Raw genomic sequence first — 23,450 nt, forward strand, 5'->3', positions numbered from 1 at the left:
ACACTCATAAATACCACAAAATCAACAAATACATCTGTTTATGTTAAATGATTTGATTATGCTTTTAGATTGATTTGTGTGCTAAAGTGCGGCCCTCTAGGAAAATTGTGCACTTTTTTTGTGCGTGATTCTGTGTGATAGCGAGGGAGATTCCTGTGCTTTGGCATGCTTTATCTTTGCGTGTGCGGTTTTTTACCGTGTCGGCGTTGATGCTGTGTTTGACTGTGTGTGTGGTGGTGTTATTTCAATCACACCTATCGCGAACAGACCAGCTACAGCGGCTGGAACAACAAGAGTTACCTGCACAGCTAACCAGTGTGGCGAAGGCGATTGAAGCAAAATTGAGTGCGTCAATCTCGGGTTCGGAAGCCTTAACCAATAACACCTTTATTCAGCAATGGATTCAACAAGGTGCCCCACTCGATCGCCTCCCCGAGATGGAAGCGGCTATGGCGCGTACACAACGTTCGTTGCAGGCAAACGCTGTTTTTATGGCGGTACATACGCCAGAAGGCATCCGCTATCACCACTATGAAAAAGGCAAGTTGCAACACCGCCTGATGTCGCCTACTTCTGCTGATGACAGCTGGTATTTCAACTATGTCAAAACCGGCCAGGCGTATGAACTGAATTTAGACAGCAATGCTTTGAGCAGCGCCGGTTTACAAATTTTCATCAACTATCGCAGCGATACCAACCACAGCGACGGTTTACCGTTGAATGTGGCGGGTGGGGCGATGAATATGCAGCAATTGGCCGAGCTGATTCGCAACTATCGCATTGGTGAGCAAGGGTCGGTGATGTTGGTGCAAGCCGGTGGTTTAGTGGATGTCCATCCTGATACCTCCCAAGCTGGCAAATTGAATCTGCAACAAGAATCGGCTTATCAGGCTTTGCTTGACAATGGCTGGTCGGCATTAAAAGAACGCGGCTATGCCATTCGTTCTACTACTTTAGCAACGGGCGAATCTGCGTTTGTCGGTGCCATTTATATTCCTTCCTTACAACGCTACTTGGTGGCGACCATTCCCGCTGCAGAAATCACCCAAGGCATTCAAGATAACCAATGGTTGACCTTAGCCGCTGGTGCTGCTTTGTTGTTGATGGCAACGGTGTTGTTATATCCCTTGGCAGGTGGTCTATTGCGGCCCTTGGCCGCCCTGCGGCAACAGGTTAAACAAATTACTGACAGTCTCGATTTGCGTACTCGCTTTCAATCTCGCGACCAAGCTGAAATTGGTGAAATGTGTGAGCAGCTGAACCAGTTTGTTGCACGTTTGCACGACACGATTGGCGCCGTACAACAAACCAGCGAAGCAGTGCAGGCGATTGCGGCGGAATTGCGCGGAGGTGCGGATGATGCCACCTCGGCTTTTCATCAACAGCAGTCAACGCTAGAACGGGTGGCGGCTGATATGGATGAAATCACCCAACAAGTCGGTACCGTTGCCAATCATGCGGGTAGTGTGGCGCGGCATTCGGATGATGGCGGTGCAGTGTTGCAAGATGCCAATGTACAGATTGAATCGAGTTATGCCGCCATTGCCCAGCTCAACCGTGATATGCAGGCAAACCGACAACAGCTGGCTGCTTTGCGTGAGCACAGCGAGAAAATCAGCCATGTCTTGGATGTGATTCGCGATATTTCCGATCAAACCAATTTATTGGCTTTGAATGCGGCGATTGAAGCGGCACGGGCGGGTGAACAAGGGCGGGGTTTTGCTGTGGTGGCGGATGAGGTGCGTGCTTTGGCGCAACGCACACAGGCCTCGACCACGGAAATTCAACACACGACCGAAAATCTGCGTTCGGCTAACGAGGCCATGACCCAACAGTTGTCCAACAGTTTTAGCAATGCCGAGCAAGGCATGGCGCAGCTGCAACAGGCTAAGGATGATTTGCAACAGCTTAGCCAGCGTTTACGCACGATGTTTGAGATGAACCGGCAAATTGCTCACGGCACGGAAGAACAAAATCGTGCAGTGCACAATATCCATCACAGTTTGAGTGCGTTATCGCAACACGGGATGCAGGCCGCTACCATGGCCGACCAAGCCTCCGAAGCCACCAACCGCTTAACCGAGTTAATTCAACAGTTGCAAGGGCGAAGCGCAGTATTCCGTTGTTAATACAGTGATTTAGCCTGAGGGCAACATACAATAATCGAATCAATATGGTTTTTGTGTATCTCCTCAGGCTTTTATTTTTTACTGCAACTTAAGCATATCTAAAATTTATAATTTACTAAACAAAATCCACAATCATATTCATGACATGTTGCGAGGAGTAACATAGCTGCTTTCGTCAGACCCTATAATGGGATGAAAGCCAGTTTTTTATGCAAGATGTTACAGCAACAGATAAAAAGACATTATTAGCTCTAACCGTTGGGGCAATTGGCGTGGTGTATGGGGATATTGGTACAAGTCCGCTGTATACCTTACGTGAATGCTTCCATGCTGAGAGTGGCATTGAACTACTACCTACTAATATCTTTGGTATTTTATCTTTAATTTTGTGGTCGGTAATTTTAGTGGTTACACTAAAATACGTAATTTTTATTATGCGAGCAGACAATAAAGGGGAGGGTGGTGTGCTTGCATTATTAGCCCTCGCATTACGTCAATCTCCTGTTCATTTTCATAAAATTTTACTTGTTGCAGGGGTTGTGGGTGCTGCACTTTTTTATGGTGATTGTGTGATTACACCCGCAGTATCCGTATTGAGTGCAATTGAAGGCTTAAAAGTTGCTACCCCTGTTTTTGATCGTTATATCCTTCCTATTGCCATTTTAATTTTATCGCTGTTGTTCTTAGTACAGAAAAACGGCACTGAGAAAGTTGGCAAGTTCTTTGGCCCGATTATGTTGTTATGGTTTAGCTGTCTGGCTGTCTTCGGTGTGATGAGTATTGCCAAAAAACCAGACATCCTATATGCCATCAATCCTTATTATGCTTTTAACTTTTGTGTTGAGAACACATTAGTGGCTTTCATCGCCTTGGGTGCAGTGGTATTGTCTTTAACCGGAGGCGAGGCGTTATACGCTGATATGGGACATTTTGGCGTACAGCCGATTAGAAAGGCGTGGTTCTCTTTAGTTTTGCCCTCTTTAGGACTCAATTACTTTGGGCAAGGTGCATTGTTATTAGATAACCCCGAGGCAATCGAAAACCCGTTCTTCTTAATGTTTCCTGAGTGGGCGTTGTATCCGATGGTTGTCTTGGCAACGCTAGCAACCGTTATTGCTTCACAAGCTGTGATTTCTGGTGCATTTTCATTGACAAAACAGGCAATCCAAATGGGTTTTTGGCCTCGGATGGATATTTTTTATCCGGCACAATCTGCTGGTCAAATTTATATTCCATTTGTGAATTGGACTCTGTTTCTGTGTGTGATGATTTCTATTTTAGGGTTTAAAACATCGAGTAACCTTGCTGCTGCCTATGGTGTTGCCGTCACGGGTTCGATGATTGTAACGACACTGTTGGCATGTGTGGTGATGCGTTATGTTTGGCGGTGGCCGCTTGGGTTAGCAATTTTGGTGGGTGGTATTTTCTTGCTGATTGATTTAGCTTTCTTTAGCTCTAATTTGCTGAAAATTGCTGATGGTGGTTGGTTCCCCTTATTCCTAGGTTGTATGATTTGTGTTCTTATGCTGACTTGGAAAAGAGGCCGTGAAATTTTATTTGATCGCCTAAAACCAAACTTGATTGAATTAGAGCCATTTATTACTAGCCTATCTTATTCATCGCCTCATCGTGTGAGTGGTACAGCTGTCTTTATGTCCGCAAGTGATGAAGGCGTACCACATGCTTTATTGCACAACCTATATCACAATAAAGTTTTGCATGAGAGAATTATTTTGTTGACCGTCAAAAATCAAGACGTCCCTTTTGTTGATGATAAGGAGAGGGTCACCTTAATTTCTCTCGAAAATGGATTTTATCGTTTAATAATCCGTTATGGTTTTAAAGAGACGGCAGATATTCCAGCAATTTTGTATAATCAGAACCTGCACGGTTTAGAATTTGCTTTGATGGAAACCTCTTTCTTTTTCAGCCGTGAAACGATTGTCTCCACATTAAGCGGTGGGATGGCACGTTGGCGTGAAAAAATCTTTATTTGGATGAGCCGCAGTGCCACCAGTGCGATGATTTTCTTTAATATTCCAACCAATCGTGTGATTGAATTAGGTTCGCAAGTTGAAATTTAAGCTGCTTGTGGATTATTAAAATCGGGATAGGGCTGTTCTTCGTGGGCAATCGCTGGCAAACCCCAACGTTGGCGTGCGCGTAAACAGCCTTCCGATCCTGCTGTAAGTTGTTGGCAAGTGGAGGAACGCTGCTGATAAATGGTGCAGTGCACTTGTTCCCCTATGGTGCCGGCGAGGGCGATGCAGCGGGGTTGATTTGACCATGTGCCTTTCATACACCGCAGATGTGGTGAGATGTTTTCGGTTAAATCAGCAGGGACAGGGCCACCCCCATCATTGGCTTCAGCCCAATAAAAAGACACGCGAAAATGGGCGCAACATGCGCCACAAGATTGGCAGATGTTCATTGCTTGATCAAAAGGAATCCAGTAAAACGGATATTCTAAAAATGCTTTCCCCCATTTTTCAATCGTTCTGATTTTGTTGGCCGTGGGGCATCTGGTGCTTGAAATTCGTTTGCTTTGCCTCGATGCTAAACAAAGTAGCAATTTCTAATATTTAGAAAGGATAGATGCGATGATGAAACGTCTGTTAACCGTGATGTCTTTCGCTACCTTATCGCTTGCTCTGCCTGCATGGGCGGATGAGACAGCCTTGCCACCTGTGCAACATGCTGGTCAGGCAACGTATATCTCGGGTGGCATTGGCAGTGATGAAACCGAGGCGATTAAAGCTGCCGCTAAACAATACCCGCTGTATATTGAACTGGCGCGTTTACGTGAGGGAGGCGCGGAGTATTTGGCCAACGTAGCCATCACCATCCGCACGCCCAAAGGGGATAAAGTCATGGAAGCGGCGGGCTTGGGGCCTTTGGTATTGGTGAAATTACCCGCCGGCACCTACCGCATCGAAGCGATGGCAAATGGCGTGCAAAAAGCACAAACTTTCCAATTGGGCAAAGGGCAAAAACAACTTGCATTGTTATGGCCAAAAACAGAATGAAGTCTTTGATTTTGCAGTAAAAAATAATTTTCTAATTAAAAAGCGCCTATCGTTTCTGCGATGGCGCTTTTTTGTTTTTGCGATTCACACACGATTTTTTAGATGATTGTATTTGTAGCATGATTTTTTAATGCTAAATTTGTCACCATTTTTCCCTGTGTTGATGGGTAGAAAACCGGATATAAACAGATGATTCACGATATTCAAAAAACGCTTTGGGCTGCTGCCGATAAGTTACGCGCCAATATGGACGCAGCAGAATACAAACACCTCGTTCTTGGCCTGATTTTTCTGAAATATGTCTCGGACACTTTTTCCGCGTGTCGTGCTGAATTGACCGTGCGTTTTGCAGATGAAAACGACGAGTATTTTGTGGGTGACGCTGATGCTGAGATGCTTGCGGAAGAGTTAGAAGAGCGTGATTACTACACTGCGGCCAATGTTTTTTGGGTACCAGAGGCGGCTCGTTGGGAGAAGTTACGCGCTGCAGCGAAACAGCCAGATATTGGGAAACGTATTGATGAAGCCCTCACCGTCATCGAGCAGCAAAACCCCCGTCTGAAAGGAATCCTCGATAAACGCTACGCCCGTGCCCAGTTGCCAGATGGCAAGCTCGGTGAGTTGGTCGATCTCATTTCCTCTATCGGTTTTGGCGACGATGTCAGCACTGCTCGCGATATTCTCGGGCAGGTCTATGAATATTTCCTCGGCCAGTTCGCCAGCGCCGAGGGCAAGAAGGGCGGCCAGTTCTACACGCCGGCCTCCATCGTCAAAACATTGGTCGCTGTGCTGGCACCGCACCACGGCAAGGTCTATGACCCCTGCTGTGGCTCGGGCGGCATGTTCGTACAGTCGGAAAAATTCATCGAAGCGCACGGCGGAAAAATTGGCGACGTGTCCATCTACGGCCAGGAATCGAACCCGACCACCTGGCGGCTGGCGGCGATGAATCTCGCCATTCGCGGCATCGACTTCAATCTCGGCCGCGAACCGGGCGACACCTTCACCCGCAATCAGCACCCGGATTTACGCGCCGACTTCATCCTCGCTAACCCGCCCTTCAACATCAGCGACTGGTGGCACGGCAGTCTGGAAGGCGACCCGCGCTGGGTCTATGGCACCCCGCCGCAGGGCAACGCCAACTACGCTTGGCTGCAGCACATGCTCTATCACCTCAAGCCCAACGGCCGCGCCGGCATCGTGCTCGCCAACGGCTCGATGAGTTCCAGCCAGAACAACGAGGGCAGCATCCGCGCCGCGATGCTCGAGGCCGACGTGGTGGAAGTCATGGTCGCCTTGCCCGGCCAACTCTTCTTCAACACCCAAATCCCCGCCTGCCTGTGGTTCCTTGCCAAGCAGAAACAAACCCGCCAAGGCGAAGTGCTGTTCATCGACGCTCGCAAGTTGGGCCGTATGATCAGCCGGGTGCAGGCTGAACTGACCGATGAAATCATCGAGCGCATCGGCAACACCGTCGCCGCTTGGCGTGCTTCGACAAGCTCAGCACAAACGGAATCCACAACCGTTTGCCCTGAGCCTGTCGAAGGGCAAACACCTTACCAAGACATCCCCGGCTATTGCCGCAGCGTCAAACTGGACGAGATCGCCCAGCACGGCCATGTGCTCACCCCGGGCCGCTACGTCGGCGCCGAAGAAGTCGAGGACGACGACGAAGCCTTTGCCGAGAAGATGCAGAAACTCACCGAAAAACTGGGCGAGCAGATGGCCAAGGGCGCGGAGCTGGATGCACTGATCCGGCAGAAGCTGGGGGGGCTGGGGTATGAGTTCTAATTTGTGCAAGCGGTGCTTGCATTATTCAAATTGGACGGCAAAACTCCAATCATTGATTGGAGAATTTCAGGAGTACGACCATGTTGCAAACCTACGAGGCCGTTCTGGAACCCAATGGCCAAATACGTTTCGTTGACGAAACTCCCGTTCCATCACGATCTGAGCCGGCTCTGGTTTTGGTGACGTTTCTTGATGCGGGAAATATCTACCCAAGCCATCAAGATGAAACCATCGCACCGGCAGAAGCTGGGGGGCTGGGGTATGAGTTCTGAGTGGCCGACAGTCGCAGTTGAGGATGTCTGCGACCTCATTGTTGACTGCGTGAATAAGACCGCTCCGGTCATTGCCGATGAGACCCCGTTTAGGATGATTCGCACAACCAATGTGAGACGGGGCCAAATCGACCTCAGCGAATGTCGGTATGTCGATGAAAATACCTACGAAAAATGGACTCGCCGCGCGAAGTTGCAGCGTGGGGATGTCATTCTCACTCGCGAGGCTCCAATTGGTGAGGTTGGGTTGGTCAAAGAAGCCGAAGGGGTATTCCTCGGTCAGAGGCTGATGCAGTACCGAGCTAACCCGAAGGTGATGGACCCTCGCTTCTTGCTGTATTCATTCTTGTCCCCCTCGCTACAGCACCAGTTTGGCAGTCATGAGGGGTCGGGATCAGTTGTAAGTCACATAAGGGTTGGAGATTGCTTCAAGTTCAAGCTCCGCTTACCCCCCATCGGTACTCAGCGAGAAATTGCAGCCACGCTGGGTGCCCTCGACGACCGCATCACCCTCCTGCGCGAAACCAATGCCACGCTCGAAGCCATCGCGCAGGTGCTGTTCAAGTCGTGGTTTGTCGATTTCGACCCCGTCCGCGCCAAGCAGGCAGGCCGCGCCCCGGAAGGCATGAGTGACGCCACCGCCGCCCTCTTTCCCGACAGCTTCGAGGAATCGGAATTGGGCTTGGTGCCGAAGGGGTGGCGGGTTGGGACACTCGGTGACGTTGCACAGACTGCAAGACAGCAAATGCAGGTTTCCGATCTGCACGCCGATTTACACTACATCGGACTTGAGCACATGCCGCGTAAATCACTGAGCTTGACGGCTTGGGGCAATGCTGAAGGTTTGGAAAGCGCAAAGGCAGCTTTTTCCGAGGGCGACATTTTGTTCGGCAAGCTGCGGCCTTATTTCCACAAGGTGGTTATTGCTCCGTTCTCGGGCGTTTGCTCGACGGATATTTTGGTCTGTCAGCCCCGAACCACAGAGTATTTTGGTGTTGTGGCAATGCACTTGTTCAGCGAGACATTGATTGAGTATGCCAACCGCCTTTCCAACGGCGCAAAGATGCCCCGCGTAAACTGGAAAGACTTGGCGGCTTATCCGATTTGTATTCAACCAACAGAAGTTGCAATGGAACTGAATGAAGCGATTCGCCCTCTGGTGGCGCGTATGAATGCAAACATACACCAAGCCCAAACCCTCGCGACCCTCCGCGACACCATGCTGCCCCGCCTGATCTCCGGTCAGCTCCGCTTGCCAGAGGCTGAAGTGATGGTGGAGGCAGCAACATGAGCATTTCTATACACATCCGCTCTAATCTGCTTAAAAAATTTGCTTTTCTATACATGTCAGAGGTTATCTGTATAAAAACTCCTGTTTTCTATACACGTTCCGTCTAAGAAGAGCCTGATATGTCGTCACTTCCCTCCCTTTCCTCGCTGAACCCTGTTCGCTTTGAGTCGCCAGCCATCCTGAAGCGTCTTGCCAGTGCCAGCCGCAAGCTCGCAGAATTGAAAGGGATTGCCGCCTCCATACCCAACCAAGGCATCCTGATCAACGCCTTGGGGCTGCAAGAAGCCAAGGACAGTTCGGAAATCGAAAATATCGTCACCACACACGACGAGTTGTTCAAGGACGATGTGCTGCCAGAGTCCTTTGCCAACCCCGCAGCCAAAGAGGTGTTGCGTTACCGACAAGCGCTTCGCTTGGGCTTTGACCAAGTCCGGCAACGGGCAGCGCTGGCGGTCAATGCCGAACTGGCACTGGATGACATCGGCAGGGAGGAGTTATGAGCAAGGACCTGACCACTTCAGTCGTTGCGCGCAGTAATGTCCTCAACAACCGCTATGCCCTGAGCAAGCTGGAGGAACACCTCGCCTTGGGAGGTTTGCGCGTCGAAGGTGAGGTATTTTTCTTCAAATCGCATGTGGCGGAACTACTGGCCATTGATGAGCGGACCATCGACCGCTATCTCGCCAGCCACGAGACGGAGCTTAAACAGAACGGCTACCGAATCCTCAAAGGAAAACCCTTAAAAACCCTGAAGTTAGCTCAAGTCGACGACATTCATGTCGCCGACTTGATTGGCGCCAAAGTGCCTGCGCTGGGGGTATTCTCATTCCGAGCGGTACTGAACATCGCCATGCTGGTGACCGAAAGCGAAAGGGCCAAGGCCATTCGCAGCCGGATGCTGGATATCGTGCTGGATGTGGTGGCTGAACGCACGGGTGGACATACGCGGTTTATCAATCAGCGAGATCAAGATTATCTTCCCTCGGCTTTCATGGAAGACAGCTACCGCAAGCAATTCACCAATGCGCTGCGTGACCACGTTGACATGGGTAACCACAAGTACGCAGTGTTCACAGACAAAATTTACCAGGCGGTCTTCTGCGAGAACGCCCGTGAATACAAGCAGGTGTTGCGCCTGGCCGATGGTGATAGCACACGCGACACCATGTATGCTGAGGTGTTGAAAACTCTGGCCAGCTTCGAAAGCGGGCTGGCCGTCACCATTCAGCAACAAGCCCGGCAACTGGAGCGCAAGCTCAAACCAGCGGAAGTGGACCTATTACTCGCTGAAGCCGCCGCCAGCCCCTACCTCAAACCCTTGATTGAGGACGCCCGCACTCGCATGGCCAGCCGTGATCTGGGTTTTCGTGAGGCCCTGCATCAGAAGCTGGAGGCGTATGTTCAGGCCGTACCCGAGGCGGATTTTGAACGCTTCCTTGGGGAGCGTACTCAGGCGCTCGAAGAACGCCTGTCAGACCCAAAGTTGCTGGCCGTGCTTCAGCGGCTGAAAGACCGCTGACGCCATGACTTCGCTGACGCTGTATTTCGACGTCCAACAGGCCGTGGATATACATGACTGGATCATTAAACATTCCGGGGGGCTGCTAGGGCTGAAGGATTTGGGGCAACTAAAGAGTGTTCTGGATCACATCCAGAACGATGATTACTACCCCACCTTTGATGCTAAGTTGACACATCTGATTTTCGGTATCAACAAGTTCCACGCCTTCAACGATGGCAACAAACGCTCCAGCTTAACCTTGGGTGCCTATTTCCTGACACTGAACGGCTATGACTATTGCGTGCCGCAGTTTATGATCCAGATGGAAAACATTGTTGTGGCTGTGGCTGAAGGAACGATTGACAAAGCTTTGCTTCAGCGAGTGGTCGTTTCCCTGATCGAAGACGATGATTTCCCTGATGATCTGAAGCTGGACTTGGTTGAAGCCATGGGACACGGCCAAATGGATGATGATCCGAACAAAAGCTGAGCCCCAGAAAAGCGAAAGGCCCCGATGTATCCACCGAGGCCAGAGCACCGACAGGGAACCCCAATCCACTTTGGCATAGATTTTAGAACAAAAAACTGACAGTGCTTGAAAAGTTGAGGAAACCACGGGCATGACCGAAGACCAACTCGAACAAGAAACCCTCGGCTGGCTGGAGGAAGTTGGCTACCGCCATCTGTACGGCTCGGCCATTGCGCCTGATAGCGAGAACCCCGAACGCGACAACCACCAACAGGTGCTGCTGCCCCTCCGCTTACGCGAGGCCATTCACCGCCTAAATCCCGACATTCCCACCCTCGCCAAGGAAGATGCACTCAAACAAGTGATGGATTTGGGGGTGCCTATCTTGCTATCAGCCAACCGCTATTTCCACAAACTGCTGGTTAGCGGTGTGCCGGTTGAATATCAGAAAGATGGTGAAACACGCGGCGATTTCGTCCGCCTGATCGACTGGGCCAATCCGAAGAAGAACGAATGGCTGGCGGTGAACCAGTTTTCCATCAAAGGCCCTCACCACACCCGCCGCCCAGATATCATCCTGTTCGTCAATGGCCTGCCGCTGGTGCTGCTGGAACTGAAAAACCCGGCCGACGAGAACGCGGATATCTGGAAGGCCTTTGACCAGATCCAGACCTACAAAGCGCAGATTCCCGACGTTTTTCAATACAACGAGCTGCTGGTCATTGCCGATGGTACTGAGGCCCGGCTGGGCTCGCTGTCGGCCAGTGCCGAGCGCTTCATGCAGTGGCGAACGATTGACGGCGTCACCCTCGATCCGCTCGGCCAGTTCAGCGAACTGGAAACGCTGGTGCGCGGCCTGCTCGCGCCGGCCGTGCTGCTCGATTACCTGCGTTTCTTCGTGCTGTTTGAAGATGACGGCACCTTGGTCAAGAAGGTCGCCGGCTATCACCAGTTCCATGCGGTTCGTGCCGCCATCCGGCAGGTGGTGGTGTCTTCGCGCCCCGGCGCAGAAGCAAAAATTCGCCACAAGGGCGGCGTGGTCTGGCATACCCAAGGCAGCGGCAAGAGCATCACCATGACCTGCTTCGCGGCCCGGGTGATGCAGGAAACCGCGATGGAGAACCCGACCATCGTGGTGATCACTGACCGCAACGATCTGGATGGTCAGTTGTTCGGGGTGTTTTCGCTGGCGCAGGACTTGTTGCGCGAACAGCCGGTGCAAGCGAACACCCGGCAAGACCTCCGCGCCAAGCTGGGCAACCGACCCTCGGGGGGGATTGTTTTTGCCACCATCCAGAAATTTATGCTCGGTGAGGATGAAGACACGTTTCCGATTTTGTCCGAGCGCAGCAATATTGTTGTGATTGCTGATGAAGCCCACCGCACCCAATATGGTTTTGAGGCAAAAATAAAAACCTTGAAACCGCGAACAATCGCACGACCCGCCGCCAATGATGAACACGTCTTGCAGGCGGCGGAGCCTGTGATGCGTTATCAAGTTGGCTATGCCCAGCATCTGCGCGACGCGCTGCCCAATGCCACCTTCGTCGCCTTCACCGGCACTCCGGTTTCCAGCGAAGACCGCGACACGCGCGCCGTGTTCGGCGACTACATCCACGTCTACGACATGCAGCAGGCCAAGGAGGATGGTGCCACCGTTGCCATCTACTTCGAGTCACGGCTGGCCAAACTGTCGCTCAAGCAGGACGAACTGCCAGCCATCGACGATGAAGTGGATGAACTGGCGGAGGATGAGGAAGAAGGCCAGCAAGCGAAGTTGAAAAGCAAATGGGCGGCACTGGAGAAGGTGGTCGGTGCCGAACCCCGGATTGCCAGCGTTGCGGCTGATCTGGTGGCCCACTTCGAGGAACGCAACAAGGCGCAGTCCGGAAAGGCGATGGTCGTCGCCATGAGCCGGGAGATTTGCGTCCATCTCTACAACGAGATCGTCAAACTGCGTCCGGACTGGCACGACCCCGACCCGGAAAAGGGCGCCATCAAGATCGTGATGACCGGCTCGGCCAGCGACAAGGCGCTGCTGCGGCCGCACATCTACAGCGGACAGGTCAAGAAACGGCTGGAAAAACGCTTCAAAGATCCGAAAGATGACCTGAAGCTGGTCATCGTGCGCGACATGTGGCTCACCGGCTTCGACGCGCCCTGTGTGCACACGCTCTACGTCGACAAGCCGATGAAGGGCCACAACCTGATGCAGGCCATCGCTCGGGTCAATCGCGTATTCAAGGACAAGCAGGGCGGACTGGTGGTCGACTACATCGGCATCGCCAACGAGCTGAAATCGGCGCTCAAGGAATACACCGCCAGCCAGGGACGCGGTCGTCCCACCGTGGATGCCGCCGAAGCCTATGCCGTGCTGGCCGAAAAGCTCGACATCCTGCGCGGCCTGCTGCACGGCTACGATTACAGCGATTTCCTCACCGCCAGCCACAAGCGGCTCGCTGGCGCTGCCGACCATATGCTGGGCCAGAAAGACGGCAAGAAGCGCTTTGCCGACACCGCGCTGGCGATGAGCAAGGCTTTTTCTCTTTGCTGCACCTTGGATGAAGCCAAGGCCGTGCGCGAAGAAGTGGCTTTCTTGCAGGCCGTGAAGGTGATTCTGACCAAGAAGGACATCAGCCAGAAAAAGAAAACCGACGAGGAGCGTGAGCTGGCGATCCGGCAGATCATCGGCTCGGCGGTGGTGTCGGAAGATGTGGTTGATGTCTTCGATGCCGTCGGCCTCGACAAGCCGAACATCGGCATTCTCGACGACGCATTCCTCGCCGAGGTCAAAAACCTGCCCGAACGCAATCTGGCGGTGGAACTGCTGGAGCGCCTGCTGGAGGGCGAGATCAAGAGCCGCTTTGCCGGCAATCTGGTGCAGGAGAAGAAATTCAGCGAGCTGCTCACCAACGTCATCAAGCGCTACCAGAACCGCGCCATCGAAACCGCTCAGGTCATCGAGGAACTGATCGAAATGGCGAAGAAGTTCCGCGCCGCTGCCCATCGGGGCGAGGCACTGGGGCTGAGCGAGGACGAAGTGCGCTTCTATGATGCGCTGGCGGACAATGAATCCGCCGTGCGCGAACTTTCCGACGAAACGCTCAAGAAAATCGCCCACGAACTGACCGAGAACCTGCGCCAGAACATCACCGTCGATTGGTCAGCCCGGGAAAGCGTCCGGGCGAAACTGCGCCTGATGGTCCGGCGCATCCTGCGCAAGTATAAATACCCGCCGGATCAGCAGGATGCTGCGGTGGAATTGGTGCTACAACAAGCTGAGGCGCTGGGGGAAATGTGGGTGTAGCCAATTACACCACAACTCCCGTCACCGGTACGGATTTCAGTTGTGGAACGTGTAAAAAATGGTCGGGGGCGGTGGGACGGGCGAAGAAATAGCCTTGCATAAAACGGCAGCCCAGCCCTTCCAAAAAGATCTTTTGATCTTCGTTCTCGACCCCTTCAGCGACCACTTCCATTCCCAGATTGTGTGCCAATGACAGCGTTGCACTGGCGATCGCAATATCCTCACTGTCGGTTGGCAGTTCCTTGACAAAAGAACGGTCGAGTTTAATGCGGCTAATCGGCAGCTGTTTGAGATAGGCAAGGCAAGAATAGCCGGTGCCAAAATCATCTAAGGCGAGGGTCAGGCCCAAATCACGCAACGCTTGTAAGCGTTTTTGTAAAACCTCGCTGTTTTGCATCAATGCACTTTCGGTAATTTCCAGCTCGATAAAGGCAGGGTCGGCTTCCGTTTCTTGCAAAATTTTTGCGACAGTGGTGACAAAGTCGGGCTTGGCAAATTGCAGTGCCGAAATGTTAATCGCAATAATGATGTGCTTGCCTTCCATTTGCCAGCGCACTTGTTGTCGGCACGCCTCGCGCAAAATCCATTCTCCCATCGGCACAATCAACCCTGATTCCTCTGCGACTGGGATAAATTGTGCTGGCAAAATCATCCCCATTTCAGGATGTCGCCAACGAACCAATGCTTCACAACCAAAAAAGCCTTGCTGTTCCGTATCAAATTGCGCTTGATAGAACAACACTAACTCATCTCGTTCAATCGCACGTCGTAGTGCGCTTTCCAACATCAAACGCTCTAAAGCGCGGGCATTCATTTCTTCTTCAAAGAAACGGTAACTGTTGCGGCCATCGGCTTTGGCGCTATACATGGCTAAATCGGCATGACGCAACAATGTATCGATGTCTTCGCCATCTTCGGGGTAAATGGCAATACCGATACTCATGGAGGGTTTTAATTCGTGCCCTTCAATGTCAACTTTTTGCCCAAGGGTGGTCAACATACGCTGTGCGACAACCCCCGCTTGCTGTGGATTGTCGAGGGCTGGCAAGACTAAGACAAACTCATCGCCCCCTTGTCGGGCCAACACATCTTCTTGCCGCAGGCAGGACGACAGGCGGTCTGCCACGATGGTTAAGAGTTGATCGCCAACAGGATGACCGAGCGAATCATTCACGGTTTTGAAGTGATCGAGGTCTAAAAACAAGATAGCCAGTTTATCTTGATATTTTTGTGCTTCACCAATCGCTTCTTCTGCTTGTTGCCGCCATAAATTGCGGTTTGGTAAGTTGGTCAACACATCGTAGTGGGCGAGATATTCGATGTGTTCCTCGACTCGCCGTGTGCGGCCACTGATTAAGAGTAAGAAAGCGCCCAAGACCGCCACCGAACCTAAGCTGGCTGCCAACATAAACCATGCTGCCCATGTCCGTTTATGGGCCAAATACAATTCTGTTGGACGCAAGCGTAATTCCCATTCACGACCGCTAAATTGTAAGGTTTCTCGATAAATCGGGTGGTGGCCGGCCAACCAACTGTTGTATTGACAGCCGTCTGGTCCCGAGAGTCGCTGTTTACTTGGTGGTGAAAAAATATCGACTAGGCAAATTTCAATTTGCTCGCTGGGATTGCCCAACGTGGCTTGTAACACATCATCCATCCGAAACACGGTCGAAATCACCCCTAGCCAGGTGGGTTTTTCATTTGGGGTTGCCGCTGGTGCATACACGGCGTGATAGACCGCAATGCCGCGCTGTTCTTTTTGATGATGGGCTTCTTGTACTAGGCGAATGGCTTGGGCGGCTGAGGGGTTGCCGCTATGGAGCGCAGTTTCAATCGCAGAACGAGTGGGGGCAAAACCCAGTGGATCGAGGCCTCGGACACTGAGATTTTTTTGTAATGGTTCAACAAATAAAATTGGCAAATAATGCGATGCCGTGGGGGCGGGGAAGGTTTTGCCGTTTGGGTCGCGCACCAGAATGGAAAAATCGGGCTGTTGCAGTTGTTGTTGCCAGTGTTGTTCAAATGTGGTGCGTTGGCTTTCCGGTACCATCGGGCTCCAGCCGATATTTTGTGAACCGGGATAACGAGGTAACCAAGCAGAGACAAATGTTTTGAAATCAGCGGCGGTTAAATTGCGGTGCAAAATCAAAAACCGCTCCAGTGCAAAAACCATATCGTTTTGCACGCGTAGCCGATGGCTGAGCAATTGGCTGAGGTGATTGGCATCGCGTTCAAATTCGCTTGCCAGCCGTTGTTTCTCCCAGCGGTTGATATGGGTATGTGCAACTGCAACCACCGACAGTGCCACGATAAGCGGCAACACAATCACTAAACGGCGGCCTATCCAATCGCTACGCGGTTGGCCCAACAAGGCAAATACCAAGGGCGTGACAATCAACACCCCGAGGGTGTCGCCGATCCACCAACTCCATAAATTAAAGCCAAGATCATCACCTTTGAGATGACCGGCAAAATAGAGCGTGGCAATCCCCACACCGGCACTGATGAGACAACCCAGTGGTGCAATAATCAGTAAAAACCGCGCAATACTGCTTGGGGTATCTAAGGCGTACGGGAAGGGGAGTAGCGTTTTAGCAAGGCGGTGTCCTACCCACATCTGTAATACCGCCCCAAGGGGGATAAAGGACAGCATCGGCCAGCCAATACCACTCGACATCGGTTGTGAGGTGTTTAATAACCATTGGATGCCGATAGAGCCGAACAACACCGCCGGCCAAACCCGAACGCCATAGATCAGAGCAAAGGCAAGGGCAAAACCGGCAGGGGGATAAATGGGGATGGCGTAGCCGGGTGGTGCGATTAATAGCAACGACACCCAGCCACTGAGCAAATACAGCAAAAACAGTATCACACTTGCTCGGGAGGCAGTGAGTAAGGGTGTGAGAACGGCTTTTTGCTTTGTCATATCTATTGCCCTATTATGTCGGGCAATTATACCCTGATTTTGTCAATCAGGGCATTAGGCATCCAAACCGTGTTGCACCAATTCGGCGGCGCGCAGCACAGCGCGGGCTTTATTGCACGTTTCCTGCCATTCGCTTTCTGGGACCGAGTCGGCCACCACACCGGCACCCGCTTGCACAAACAAGGTGCCATCCTTAATCACCGCTGTCCGAATCGCAATCGCCAAGTCCATATCACCGTTAAAACCGAGATAACCGACGGCACCGCCGTAGATCCCACGCTTAATCGGTTCTAGTTCATCAATGATTTCCATGGCGCGGACTTTGGGCGCACCAGATAGAGTCCCTGCTGGGAAAGTCGCTTTTAGCACATCCAGATTACCGAGTTGCTTTTGCAAACGGCCTTCCACACTAGAGACGATGTGCATTACGTGTGAATATTTTTCGATCACCATGCGATCAGTGACCTGCACTGAGCCAGTTTCCGAAACACGACCAACATCATTGCGGCCCAAATCCATCAACATCACATGCTCAGCAATCTCTTTGGGATCGGCCAGCAAGTCCTCTGCGAGTGCTTGATCTTCTTCGCGTGTTTGACCGCGCACACGGGTACCGGCGATTGGGCGGACGGTGACCGTTCGGTTTTCTTGGCGTACGAGAATTTCAGGGCTGCTTCCGACGACATGAAAATCATCAAAATGGTAGAAGAACAAATAGGGCGAGGGATTGAGGCTGCGTAGGGCGCGATACAGTGACAGTGGACTGTCGCTAAAAGGCATTTCCATCCGCTGTGATAACACCACCTGCATGATGTCACCCGCTTGGATATAAGCTTTGCTGCGGCTCACTGCGTCTTTAAACGCCTCTTGTCCCCATACACTGTGTGCTGTGGTCACTTGAGATGGACTCGACAGCGGCATCGGCGTCGGCTCACGCAGTTTTTGCCGTAATACTTCCAAGCGTGCAAGGGCTTTTTGATAGCTATTTGGGACGGCTGGGTCGGCATACACGACCAAATGCAATTTGCCCGATAAATTGTCTACCACGGCCAGTTCTTCTGACAGCATTAACAAAATATCGGGGGTGCCGATTGTGTCGGTTTTGTTTGGGCAATCGGCCAATTTTTTCTCGATCAGCTTGATCGTTTCATAACCGAAATAACCGACAAGACCGCCACAAAAGCGCGGTAGACCTTGCTGTGGTGGGGTAGAAAAGCGATTTTGAAATGCTTCGATAAACGCCAGTGGGTCACCATCGTGGGTTTCGAGGACTCGATCACCGTGTTCGACTTGTACCCGTTTACCATTCACCCGCAAGCGGGTTGCCGCAGGTAGGCCAATAAAAGAGTAACGACCAAACCGTTCCCCGCCGACAACCGATTCAAGCAAATAGGAATAAGGTTGGTTGGCTAGCTTCAAATAAACCGACAAGGGCGTGTCGAGGTCGGCAAATAAAGCCAGCGTAACGGGGATACGGTTATATCCCTGTGCCGCCAGCGCGTCAAATTCTGATTGATTCAGCATATTAAAACTTCCGGATATCATGCAGACGGGCTGGCAGAAAGGAATTAGCGTGCGCCGCGTCGACCGAGCTGGATACGTTTAGCGAGTAAATAGCCGTGTAATTCACGGAAAGGAATAGGCTTGGAAAAGACAGTCACATCTTCTGGTAAACCACCACGCTCGGCGATTTCTTCGCTGCTGAGGCCACTGACGACGACAATATCAAGATAGGATAAATCTGGATCGGCACGCAGGGCGCGAATCATCAAAAAGCCATCCATCCCGGGCAACATCAAGTCAGAGATCAACACATCAGGGCGTTGACGACCGACAACCAGCAAACCATCAAAACCATTACCAACGATTTCTAATTTTAATGGCAATTTCATTTCGGCCAGCGTTTCGCGATAGAACGCTTGTTCGAAAGGATCATCTTCAACGATCAGCACTGACAGCGTGTGTGCGTCAGATGAGGACGTTGCGCCAACGCGGGAGCGCAGCAGCGTTTCAAGCGAACGTAGACTAATCCGGCGGTGTCCACCGGCGGTTTTCCAACCAGATAGCACGCCTTGTTCGACCATTTGCTGTACTGTCCCTACTGACACACCAAGACGAGTGGCGGCTTGGCGTGTGCTGCAGAAAGCATCAGGCGAGTCGGCGTCGAGAGCTGCTGATTGGGACGTATTGGGTGTGCGAGACATGCAAACCTCGTTCAGAATAACAAAAACGCTACTTTATCCGATTTTTTGTCAAAGATGAGCACTGTTATGGACAAATACCTAAAATTTTTGTCAGTAACCGTGACCAAAGTTTGCAGCCAAGCGGATGTGAGACAGGAATTTTGCCTCGGTAGCTGAATAAACAGGACAAAGAATTGTGTTAGACAAGCTATGTTTGGTCTAATTTAACAAATTAAACGCCAATGTCAAAGAAAATAAACACCCACCCCCTAATTTATAAAGGAAAACAGGGGATGGGTGGCAATTCTAGCGCAATTATTGCAATGCAGAAGCGAGATTTTTAGCGTTATATTGCATTAGCTCAATGTACGAACCCGCTGGTGCCCCTGCGGACAAAGCATCGGAATACAACTTACCGCCAACTTTGACGTTGGTTTCTTGTGAAATTTGCTGTAGTAGGCGTTGGTCGGCCATATTTTCGACAAACAACGCTTTAACCTTCTCTTGGCGAATTTGTTTGACCAATTTGGCGACGCTGGCGGCAGAGGCTTCCGATTCGGTACTCATCCCTTGTGGTGCGAGAAAGCGGATTTGATAGCGTTGTCCTAAATAAGAAAAAGCATCGTGGCTAGTGATTACTTTACGTTGTGCTACTGGGATAGTGGCAAACTGTTGCTCAATCGATTGGTCGAGCTGGCGCAGTTGCTGTTCAAATTGTTGGGCGCGCTGCTGATAATAGCTGGCACCGGCAGGGTCGGCCTTTGCTAAGGCTTGTGCAATGGTATGGCCATATTGAATGACATGCTGTGGGTTGTGCCAAGCGTGGGGATCGACACCTTTTCCGTGATCATGGCGATGTCCGTGATCGTGTCCATGGCTGGTTTTGACAGCGAGGGGTTTGATTTTTTCGCTGGCTACCACTGTTTGACCACGATATTGGCTGGATTGGGTCAGGCGTTGAATCCAGCCTTCGAATCCTAAACCATTGACCACAAAAACGCGGCTTGCCAACAGTTTTTTGACGTCTTGTGGCGAAGGTTGATACACATGGGCATCTTGATTGGGGCCAACTAAACTGCTGACCGTGACACGTTCACCACCGACTTGTTGTGTGATGTCGGCTAGGATGCTGAAACTGGTTAACACCGGCAAGGGTTCTGCTGCCCATGCTGGAACGGCAAAACTGACACTGAGGCTTAGGGCAAGAAGCGATTTTTTCATTGAGTGGGTATTCCTAACGTTCTAAATGGCGTAAGCGAAGATAGCGACCTAATACCCCACCGGCAGGGGCAATCAATAGCGAGATGGCGTATAGGCTGCCGGCGAGCAAGATAATCGCTGGGCCAGACGGCAAATCGAAGTGGAAAGACAGTAACAAACCGCCATAACCGGAAAACAGTGCGATACCAATTGCGAATAGCAACATATAGCCAATGGATTGCGCCCAGAGTCGGGCACTGACTGCCGGAATCATCATCAGCCCCACCGACATCAGCGTGCCCAGTGCTTGAAAACCCGCGACTAAATTCAACACAACCAACAGCATAAAAATTTGGTAATACCACCCGCCACGGTTACCGCTGGCGCGGAGAAAAGCGGGGTCGAGGCTTTCTAACAACAGAGGTCGATAAATGACCGCGAGGGTTAGCATGGAAAGGGTGGCAATAGTCGAAACGAGGTAGAGTGCGGCGTTATCTACGGCAAGAACCGAGCCAAACAAGATATGGATTAAATCGACTTGGCTGCCAAAACGGGTGACCAATAAGACCCCCGCTGCCAAAGACAATAAGTAAAACGCTGCTAAACTGGCGTCCTCTTTCAACTCAGTAAAGCGGCTGGCAAGACCAGCGATTAACACCACACTGACACCGGCAATAAACCCGCCAATGCTCATCGCGGGGAGCGATAAACCAGCCAATAAATAACCGACAGCCGCCCCCGGTAAGACCGCATGGCTCATGGCATCGCCCATTAAACTCATCCGCCGCATCACTAAAAACAAGCCAATCGGGCCGCAGCCAAAGGCGAGGGCAATGCAGCCCACCAGCGCGCGGCGCATAAAGCTGAACTCCACAAAAGGAGCAAAAAACAAATCGTAGAAGGTCACGGTACGTCTCAAGAAGCGGTTACAACGGCATCATCACGATGGCAGACTGGCGGTGCCTCATCCCATACGGCTACGTTCATCCGTGCACGTTGGAGATGAGCTGGGGTGAGCACTTTGTGCGTTGGGCCCCATGCAATCATTTCGCGGGCAAGTAAAAGCGTGTGTTGGAAATGGTTGCGGACTTGTTGTTCGTCATGTAACACGGCAATGACCGTACGTTGTTCTAAGACCCATTGGTGAATCAGTGCCAGCAGTTCCTCGGTGGTCTTGGCATCAATCGAGTTGAATGGTTCGTCGAGTAAAATCACCTTGGCATCTTGGACCAAAATTCTGGCGAACAAGACCCGTTGAAATTGACCACCCGATAACTGATAAATCGGACGATGTTCAAAACCCGATAAACCGACGGTGGTCAGCGCTGCACTGACCCGTTGTCGGCCTGTCTTACCGGCAGCGCGAAACATGCCAATTCGTTGCCATAGCCCCGTCAACACCAAATCAGCCACAGTGATCGGTAAACTGCGGTCGATGTCACTGGCTTGAGGGAGATAAGCAATATCTGCTGTGCGGATACCGTGACACATCACTGTGCCGTGATCCGGACGTACCAAACCCAGCAACGCTTTAAGCACCGTACTTTTGCCAGCGCCATTCGGCCCATAAATGGCATTGCTGCTGCCGAGGGTAAATCTGCCGCTGAGGTGATGAATCGCTGGGCGGCGTTGATAAGAAACGGTGAGATTGTCGAGGCCAAGTTCGGCATGGTTGGGGAGAGAGACGCTATTCATCGTGAGATTGCCCAATAAACCCCAAGCCATAACACTGTTGCTGCCAAGGCAACCAAACCCAGCCGCGCCCACAATGAGGCGGCAAACAGGCTAAAACCTGTGTGATGATGCATAACTGTTCCTGCTTCAATAATCGGTAACCAGACAGGCGTGTAACGCTGCTTCGAGGTCGGAAAAATCTTGTGTTTGATGACAAATTAGCTCGAAGCGACTTTCACCGCGCCATGCCACAGATTCAACACCCCATTGCCCAGCACTCCAGTTAAACCACAAGCGTTGTTGATGAACGTATAACACGGCTTTGGCTCGCCATAGCCCTGTCACCAAGTGTGGCAGCTGATCAAAAAGCTGTGCGACACGATCGGCATCAAAGCGTTGCTGTGCCGGAAAACGCCAACCACAACTGCTAATTGCACTGTCGGCGTCAGGTAATTTGGGCCGATAGCGACTCGGGGCTGGCGAGGCCGTGCCTATCATCAATACATCGGGGCTGAGATGGCCATGCTGCATATTCAAGATGGCTTGTTTGGGGGGGAACATCGTGGTGCCTTCTTGTTCGAAGGCCGACAACTGTTCCGGGCTGGCGAGATCGGTTTTGCTGGCAACCAAAACATCAGCAATTTGAATTTGGTCACGGTATACCGGATGATCGCGATATTGGCTATCAAAAAATTGTCTAACATCGACAAGCGTGATCACCGCTTGCATCGCCAGTGCATTGCCAAGCGGTGGACGTTTTAGTTGATCAACTAACGTTGCCAGATGGGCCAGCCCGCTGGTTTCAATGAACAGACGATCAGGCTGATGATCGCGCAATAGGCGTGTGACAGTAACAGGTAACTGGGGGCCCGTGGTACAGCACAGACAACCCCCACTGATTTCTCGCACTTCAATGTCCTGTTGTTGTAACACCACACCATCGATGCCGATTTCACCAAACTCGTTGACGATAACCGCCCACTTTTCTGTGGCGGGACGTTGAGCCAACAGGTGTAACAGCGTGGTGGTTTTACCGGTGCCAAGGAATCCAGCCAGCAAGTGAACCGGCGTTGTACCTTGAGTCGGCGTGCTTAGGCTGTTTGACATTGTTGACACGTTCCTGTGAGCACTAAGTCGCGTTGGTGAGGCTGAAAGCCATGTTGTTGGCAGTGTTGCCATAGGGAGCTGAGGCTTTGCGCGGCATCAACCTCTTGTACTTGGCCACAATGGTCACATACCAACATAATGCCATCATGTTCACAGGCAAAATGTGGACACACCACATAAGCGTTGAGGGCATCGACACGATGTAAAAACCCATGAGCCACCAGAAAATCTAATGCACGATAAATGGTCGGTGGGGCGACGACGCCGTTGTCGAGTCCCCGTTCGGCTTGTAAACAATGCAGGAGCTGATAGGCTTTGATCAAACCTGATTGAGCGAGTGCGAGTTGTAAAATTTTGCGGCGTAGTGGCGTGAGGCGGCTGCCTTGAGCGGTGCAGTGAGATGCTGCGCGCTGTAGATACAGTTCAGCGTCCATAAATGTAGCAAGTGGCGATCAAAATGATATTGTATAACATTTCTGTGCTGCTAGATAGCCTGAAAAGTTTTTCGCCATTGGCATCAGTTTAATATTTTCTTAATTATGATTTGCCGATACTATGTCGGTTTGTGTTGTAA

The 23,450-nt window shown here is 51.5% G+C and carries 19 protein-coding genes; 10 read left to right on the forward strand and 9 right to left on the reverse strand.

The features are described 5' to 3' along the window. The first annotated feature begins 155 nt into the window (after positions 1-155). Together ACYVJG_RS04305 and ACYVJG_RS04310 are read left to right on the forward strand one after the other, a co-directional pair. Positions 156-2,129: a methyl-accepting chemotaxis protein gene (locus tag ACYVJG_RS04305; RefSeq protein ID WP_460429956.1), complete on the forward strand. Its 1,974-nt coding sequence runs from the start codon at positions 156-158 to the stop codon at positions 2,127-2,129. Positions 2,130-2,338: 209 nt separating this feature from the next. Then, positions 2,339-4,213: a potassium transporter Kup gene (locus ACYVJG_RS04310; RefSeq protein ID WP_460429957.1), complete on the forward strand. Its 1,875-nt coding sequence runs from the start codon at positions 2,339-2,341 to the stop codon at positions 4,211-4,213. On the opposite strand, the gene ACYVJG_RS04315 is transcribed toward ACYVJG_RS04310, so the two are convergent. Continuing rightward, positions 4,210-4,560, reverse strand: coding sequence for a YkgJ family cysteine cluster protein (locus ACYVJG_RS04315; RefSeq protein ID WP_460429958.1), 351 nt, complete (start codon positions 4,558-4,560; stop codon positions 4,210-4,212). The genes ACYVJG_RS04310 and ACYVJG_RS04315 overlap by 4 nt on opposite strands. A gap of 169 nt (positions 4,561-4,729) precedes the next feature. Between ACYVJG_RS04315 and ACYVJG_RS04320 the strand changes: the two genes are divergently transcribed. The 8 genes from ACYVJG_RS04320 to ACYVJG_RS04355 all read left to right on the forward strand — a co-directional run bounded on the left by ACYVJG_RS04320 (position 4,730) and on the right by ACYVJG_RS04355 (position 13,786). After that, positions 4,730-5,155 carry a hypothetical protein gene (locus tag ACYVJG_RS04320; protein WP_460429959.1) on the forward strand — a complete coding sequence of 142 codons (426 nt, stop codon included), beginning with the start codon at positions 4,730-4,732 and terminating at the stop codon, positions 5,153-5,155. A gap of 189 nt (positions 5,156-5,344) precedes the next feature. Continuing rightward, the gene (locus ACYVJG_RS04325) at positions 5,345-6,946 is read left to right on the forward strand and encodes a class I SAM-dependent DNA methyltransferase (RefSeq protein WP_460429960.1); all 1,602 of its coding nucleotides are present in this window, start codon (positions 5,345-5,347) and stop codon (positions 6,944-6,946) included. An 80-nt stretch (positions 6,947-7,026) separates the two neighbouring features. Continuing rightward, positions 7,027-7,218, forward strand: coding sequence for a hypothetical protein (locus ACYVJG_RS04330; protein ID WP_460429961.1), 192 nt, complete (start codon positions 7,027-7,029; stop codon positions 7,216-7,218). Beyond that, positions 7,208-8,509 carry a restriction endonuclease subunit S gene (locus ACYVJG_RS04335; RefSeq protein ID WP_460429962.1) on the forward strand — a complete coding sequence of 434 codons (1,302 nt, stop codon included), beginning with the start codon at positions 7,208-7,210 and terminating at the stop codon, positions 8,507-8,509. Before ACYVJG_RS04330 ends, ACYVJG_RS04335 begins: the two co-directional genes overlap by 11 nt. A 119-nt stretch (positions 8,510-8,628) precedes the next feature. Then, on the forward strand, positions 8,629-9,009 hold the full coding sequence (locus tag ACYVJG_RS04340) for a Fic/DOC family N-terminal domain-containing protein (RefSeq protein WP_460429963.1): 381 nt from the start codon (positions 8,629-8,631) through the stop codon (positions 9,007-9,009). Beyond that, positions 9,006-10,028 carry a hypothetical protein gene (locus ACYVJG_RS04345; RefSeq protein WP_460429964.1) on the forward strand — a complete coding sequence of 341 codons (1,023 nt, stop codon included), beginning with the start codon at positions 9,006-9,008 and terminating at the stop codon, positions 10,026-10,028. The genes ACYVJG_RS04340 and ACYVJG_RS04345 overlap by 4 nt, the downstream gene beginning before the upstream one ends. 4 nt (positions 10,029-10,032) lie before the next feature. Continuing rightward, positions 10,033-10,500, forward strand: a complete 468-nt coding sequence (locus ACYVJG_RS04350; protein ID WP_460429965.1) for a type II toxin-antitoxin system death-on-curing family toxin — start codon at positions 10,033-10,035, stop codon at positions 10,498-10,500. Positions 10,501-10,630: 130 nt separating this feature from the next. Continuing rightward, positions 10,631-13,786: a type I restriction endonuclease subunit R gene (locus ACYVJG_RS04355; protein ID WP_460429966.1), complete on the forward strand. Its 3,156-nt coding sequence runs from the start codon at positions 10,631-10,633 to the stop codon at positions 13,784-13,786. A 4-nt stretch (positions 13,787-13,790) separates the two neighbouring features. On the opposite strand, the gene ACYVJG_RS04360 is transcribed toward ACYVJG_RS04355, so the two are convergent. The 8 genes from ACYVJG_RS04360 to ACYVJG_RS04395 all read right to left on the reverse strand — a co-directional run bounded on the left by ACYVJG_RS04360 (position 13,791) and on the right by ACYVJG_RS04395 (position 23,310). Further along, positions 13,791-16,712, reverse strand: a complete 2,922-nt coding sequence (locus ACYVJG_RS04360) for an EAL domain-containing protein (protein ID WP_460429967.1) — start codon at positions 16,710-16,712, stop codon at positions 13,791-13,793. 54 nt (positions 16,713-16,766) lie between these two features. After that, positions 16,767-18,236 (reverse strand): anthranilate synthase component I, encoded by a 1,470-nt coding sequence (gene trpE, locus ACYVJG_RS04365; protein ID WP_022652836.1) that lies wholly within the window; start codon positions 18,234-18,236, stop codon positions 16,767-16,769. Between the two features lie 44 nt (positions 18,237-18,280). Further along, a complete protein-coding gene (locus tag ACYVJG_RS04370; protein ID WP_460429968.1) occupies positions 18,281-18,916 on the reverse strand; it encodes a response regulator in 636 nt (211 codons plus the stop codon). Positions 18,917-19,210: 294 nt separating this feature from the next. Further along, the gene (locus tag ACYVJG_RS04375) at positions 19,211-20,116 is read right to left on the reverse strand and encodes a metal ABC transporter solute-binding protein, Zn/Mn family (RefSeq protein ID WP_460429969.1); all 906 of its coding nucleotides are present in this window, start codon (positions 20,114-20,116) and stop codon (positions 19,211-19,213) included. Between the two features lie 13 nt (positions 20,117-20,129). Next, positions 20,130-20,954 carry a metal ABC transporter permease gene (locus tag ACYVJG_RS04380; RefSeq protein WP_460429970.1) on the reverse strand — a complete coding sequence of 275 codons (825 nt, stop codon included), beginning with the start codon at positions 20,952-20,954 and terminating at the stop codon, positions 20,130-20,132. 56 nt (positions 20,955-21,010) lie between these two features. Further along, positions 21,011-21,790 carry a metal ABC transporter ATP-binding protein gene (locus ACYVJG_RS04385; RefSeq protein WP_460429971.1) on the reverse strand — a complete coding sequence of 260 codons (780 nt, stop codon included), beginning with the start codon at positions 21,788-21,790 and terminating at the stop codon, positions 21,011-21,013. 126 nt (positions 21,791-21,916) lie between these two features. Next, positions 21,917-22,876: a CobW family GTP-binding protein gene (locus tag ACYVJG_RS04390; RefSeq protein WP_460429972.1), complete on the reverse strand. Its 960-nt coding sequence runs from the start codon at positions 22,874-22,876 to the stop codon at positions 21,917-21,919. Beyond that, complete coding sequence (locus ACYVJG_RS04395) at positions 22,861-23,310, reverse strand: transcriptional repressor (RefSeq protein WP_460429973.1); 450 nt, start codon at positions 23,308-23,310, stop codon at positions 22,861-22,863. The genes ACYVJG_RS04390 and ACYVJG_RS04395 overlap by 16 nt, the downstream gene beginning before the upstream one ends. Between the last annotated feature and the right edge of the window lie 140 nt (positions 23,311-23,450).

Source organism: Aquaspirillum soli (assembly GCF_054781915.1).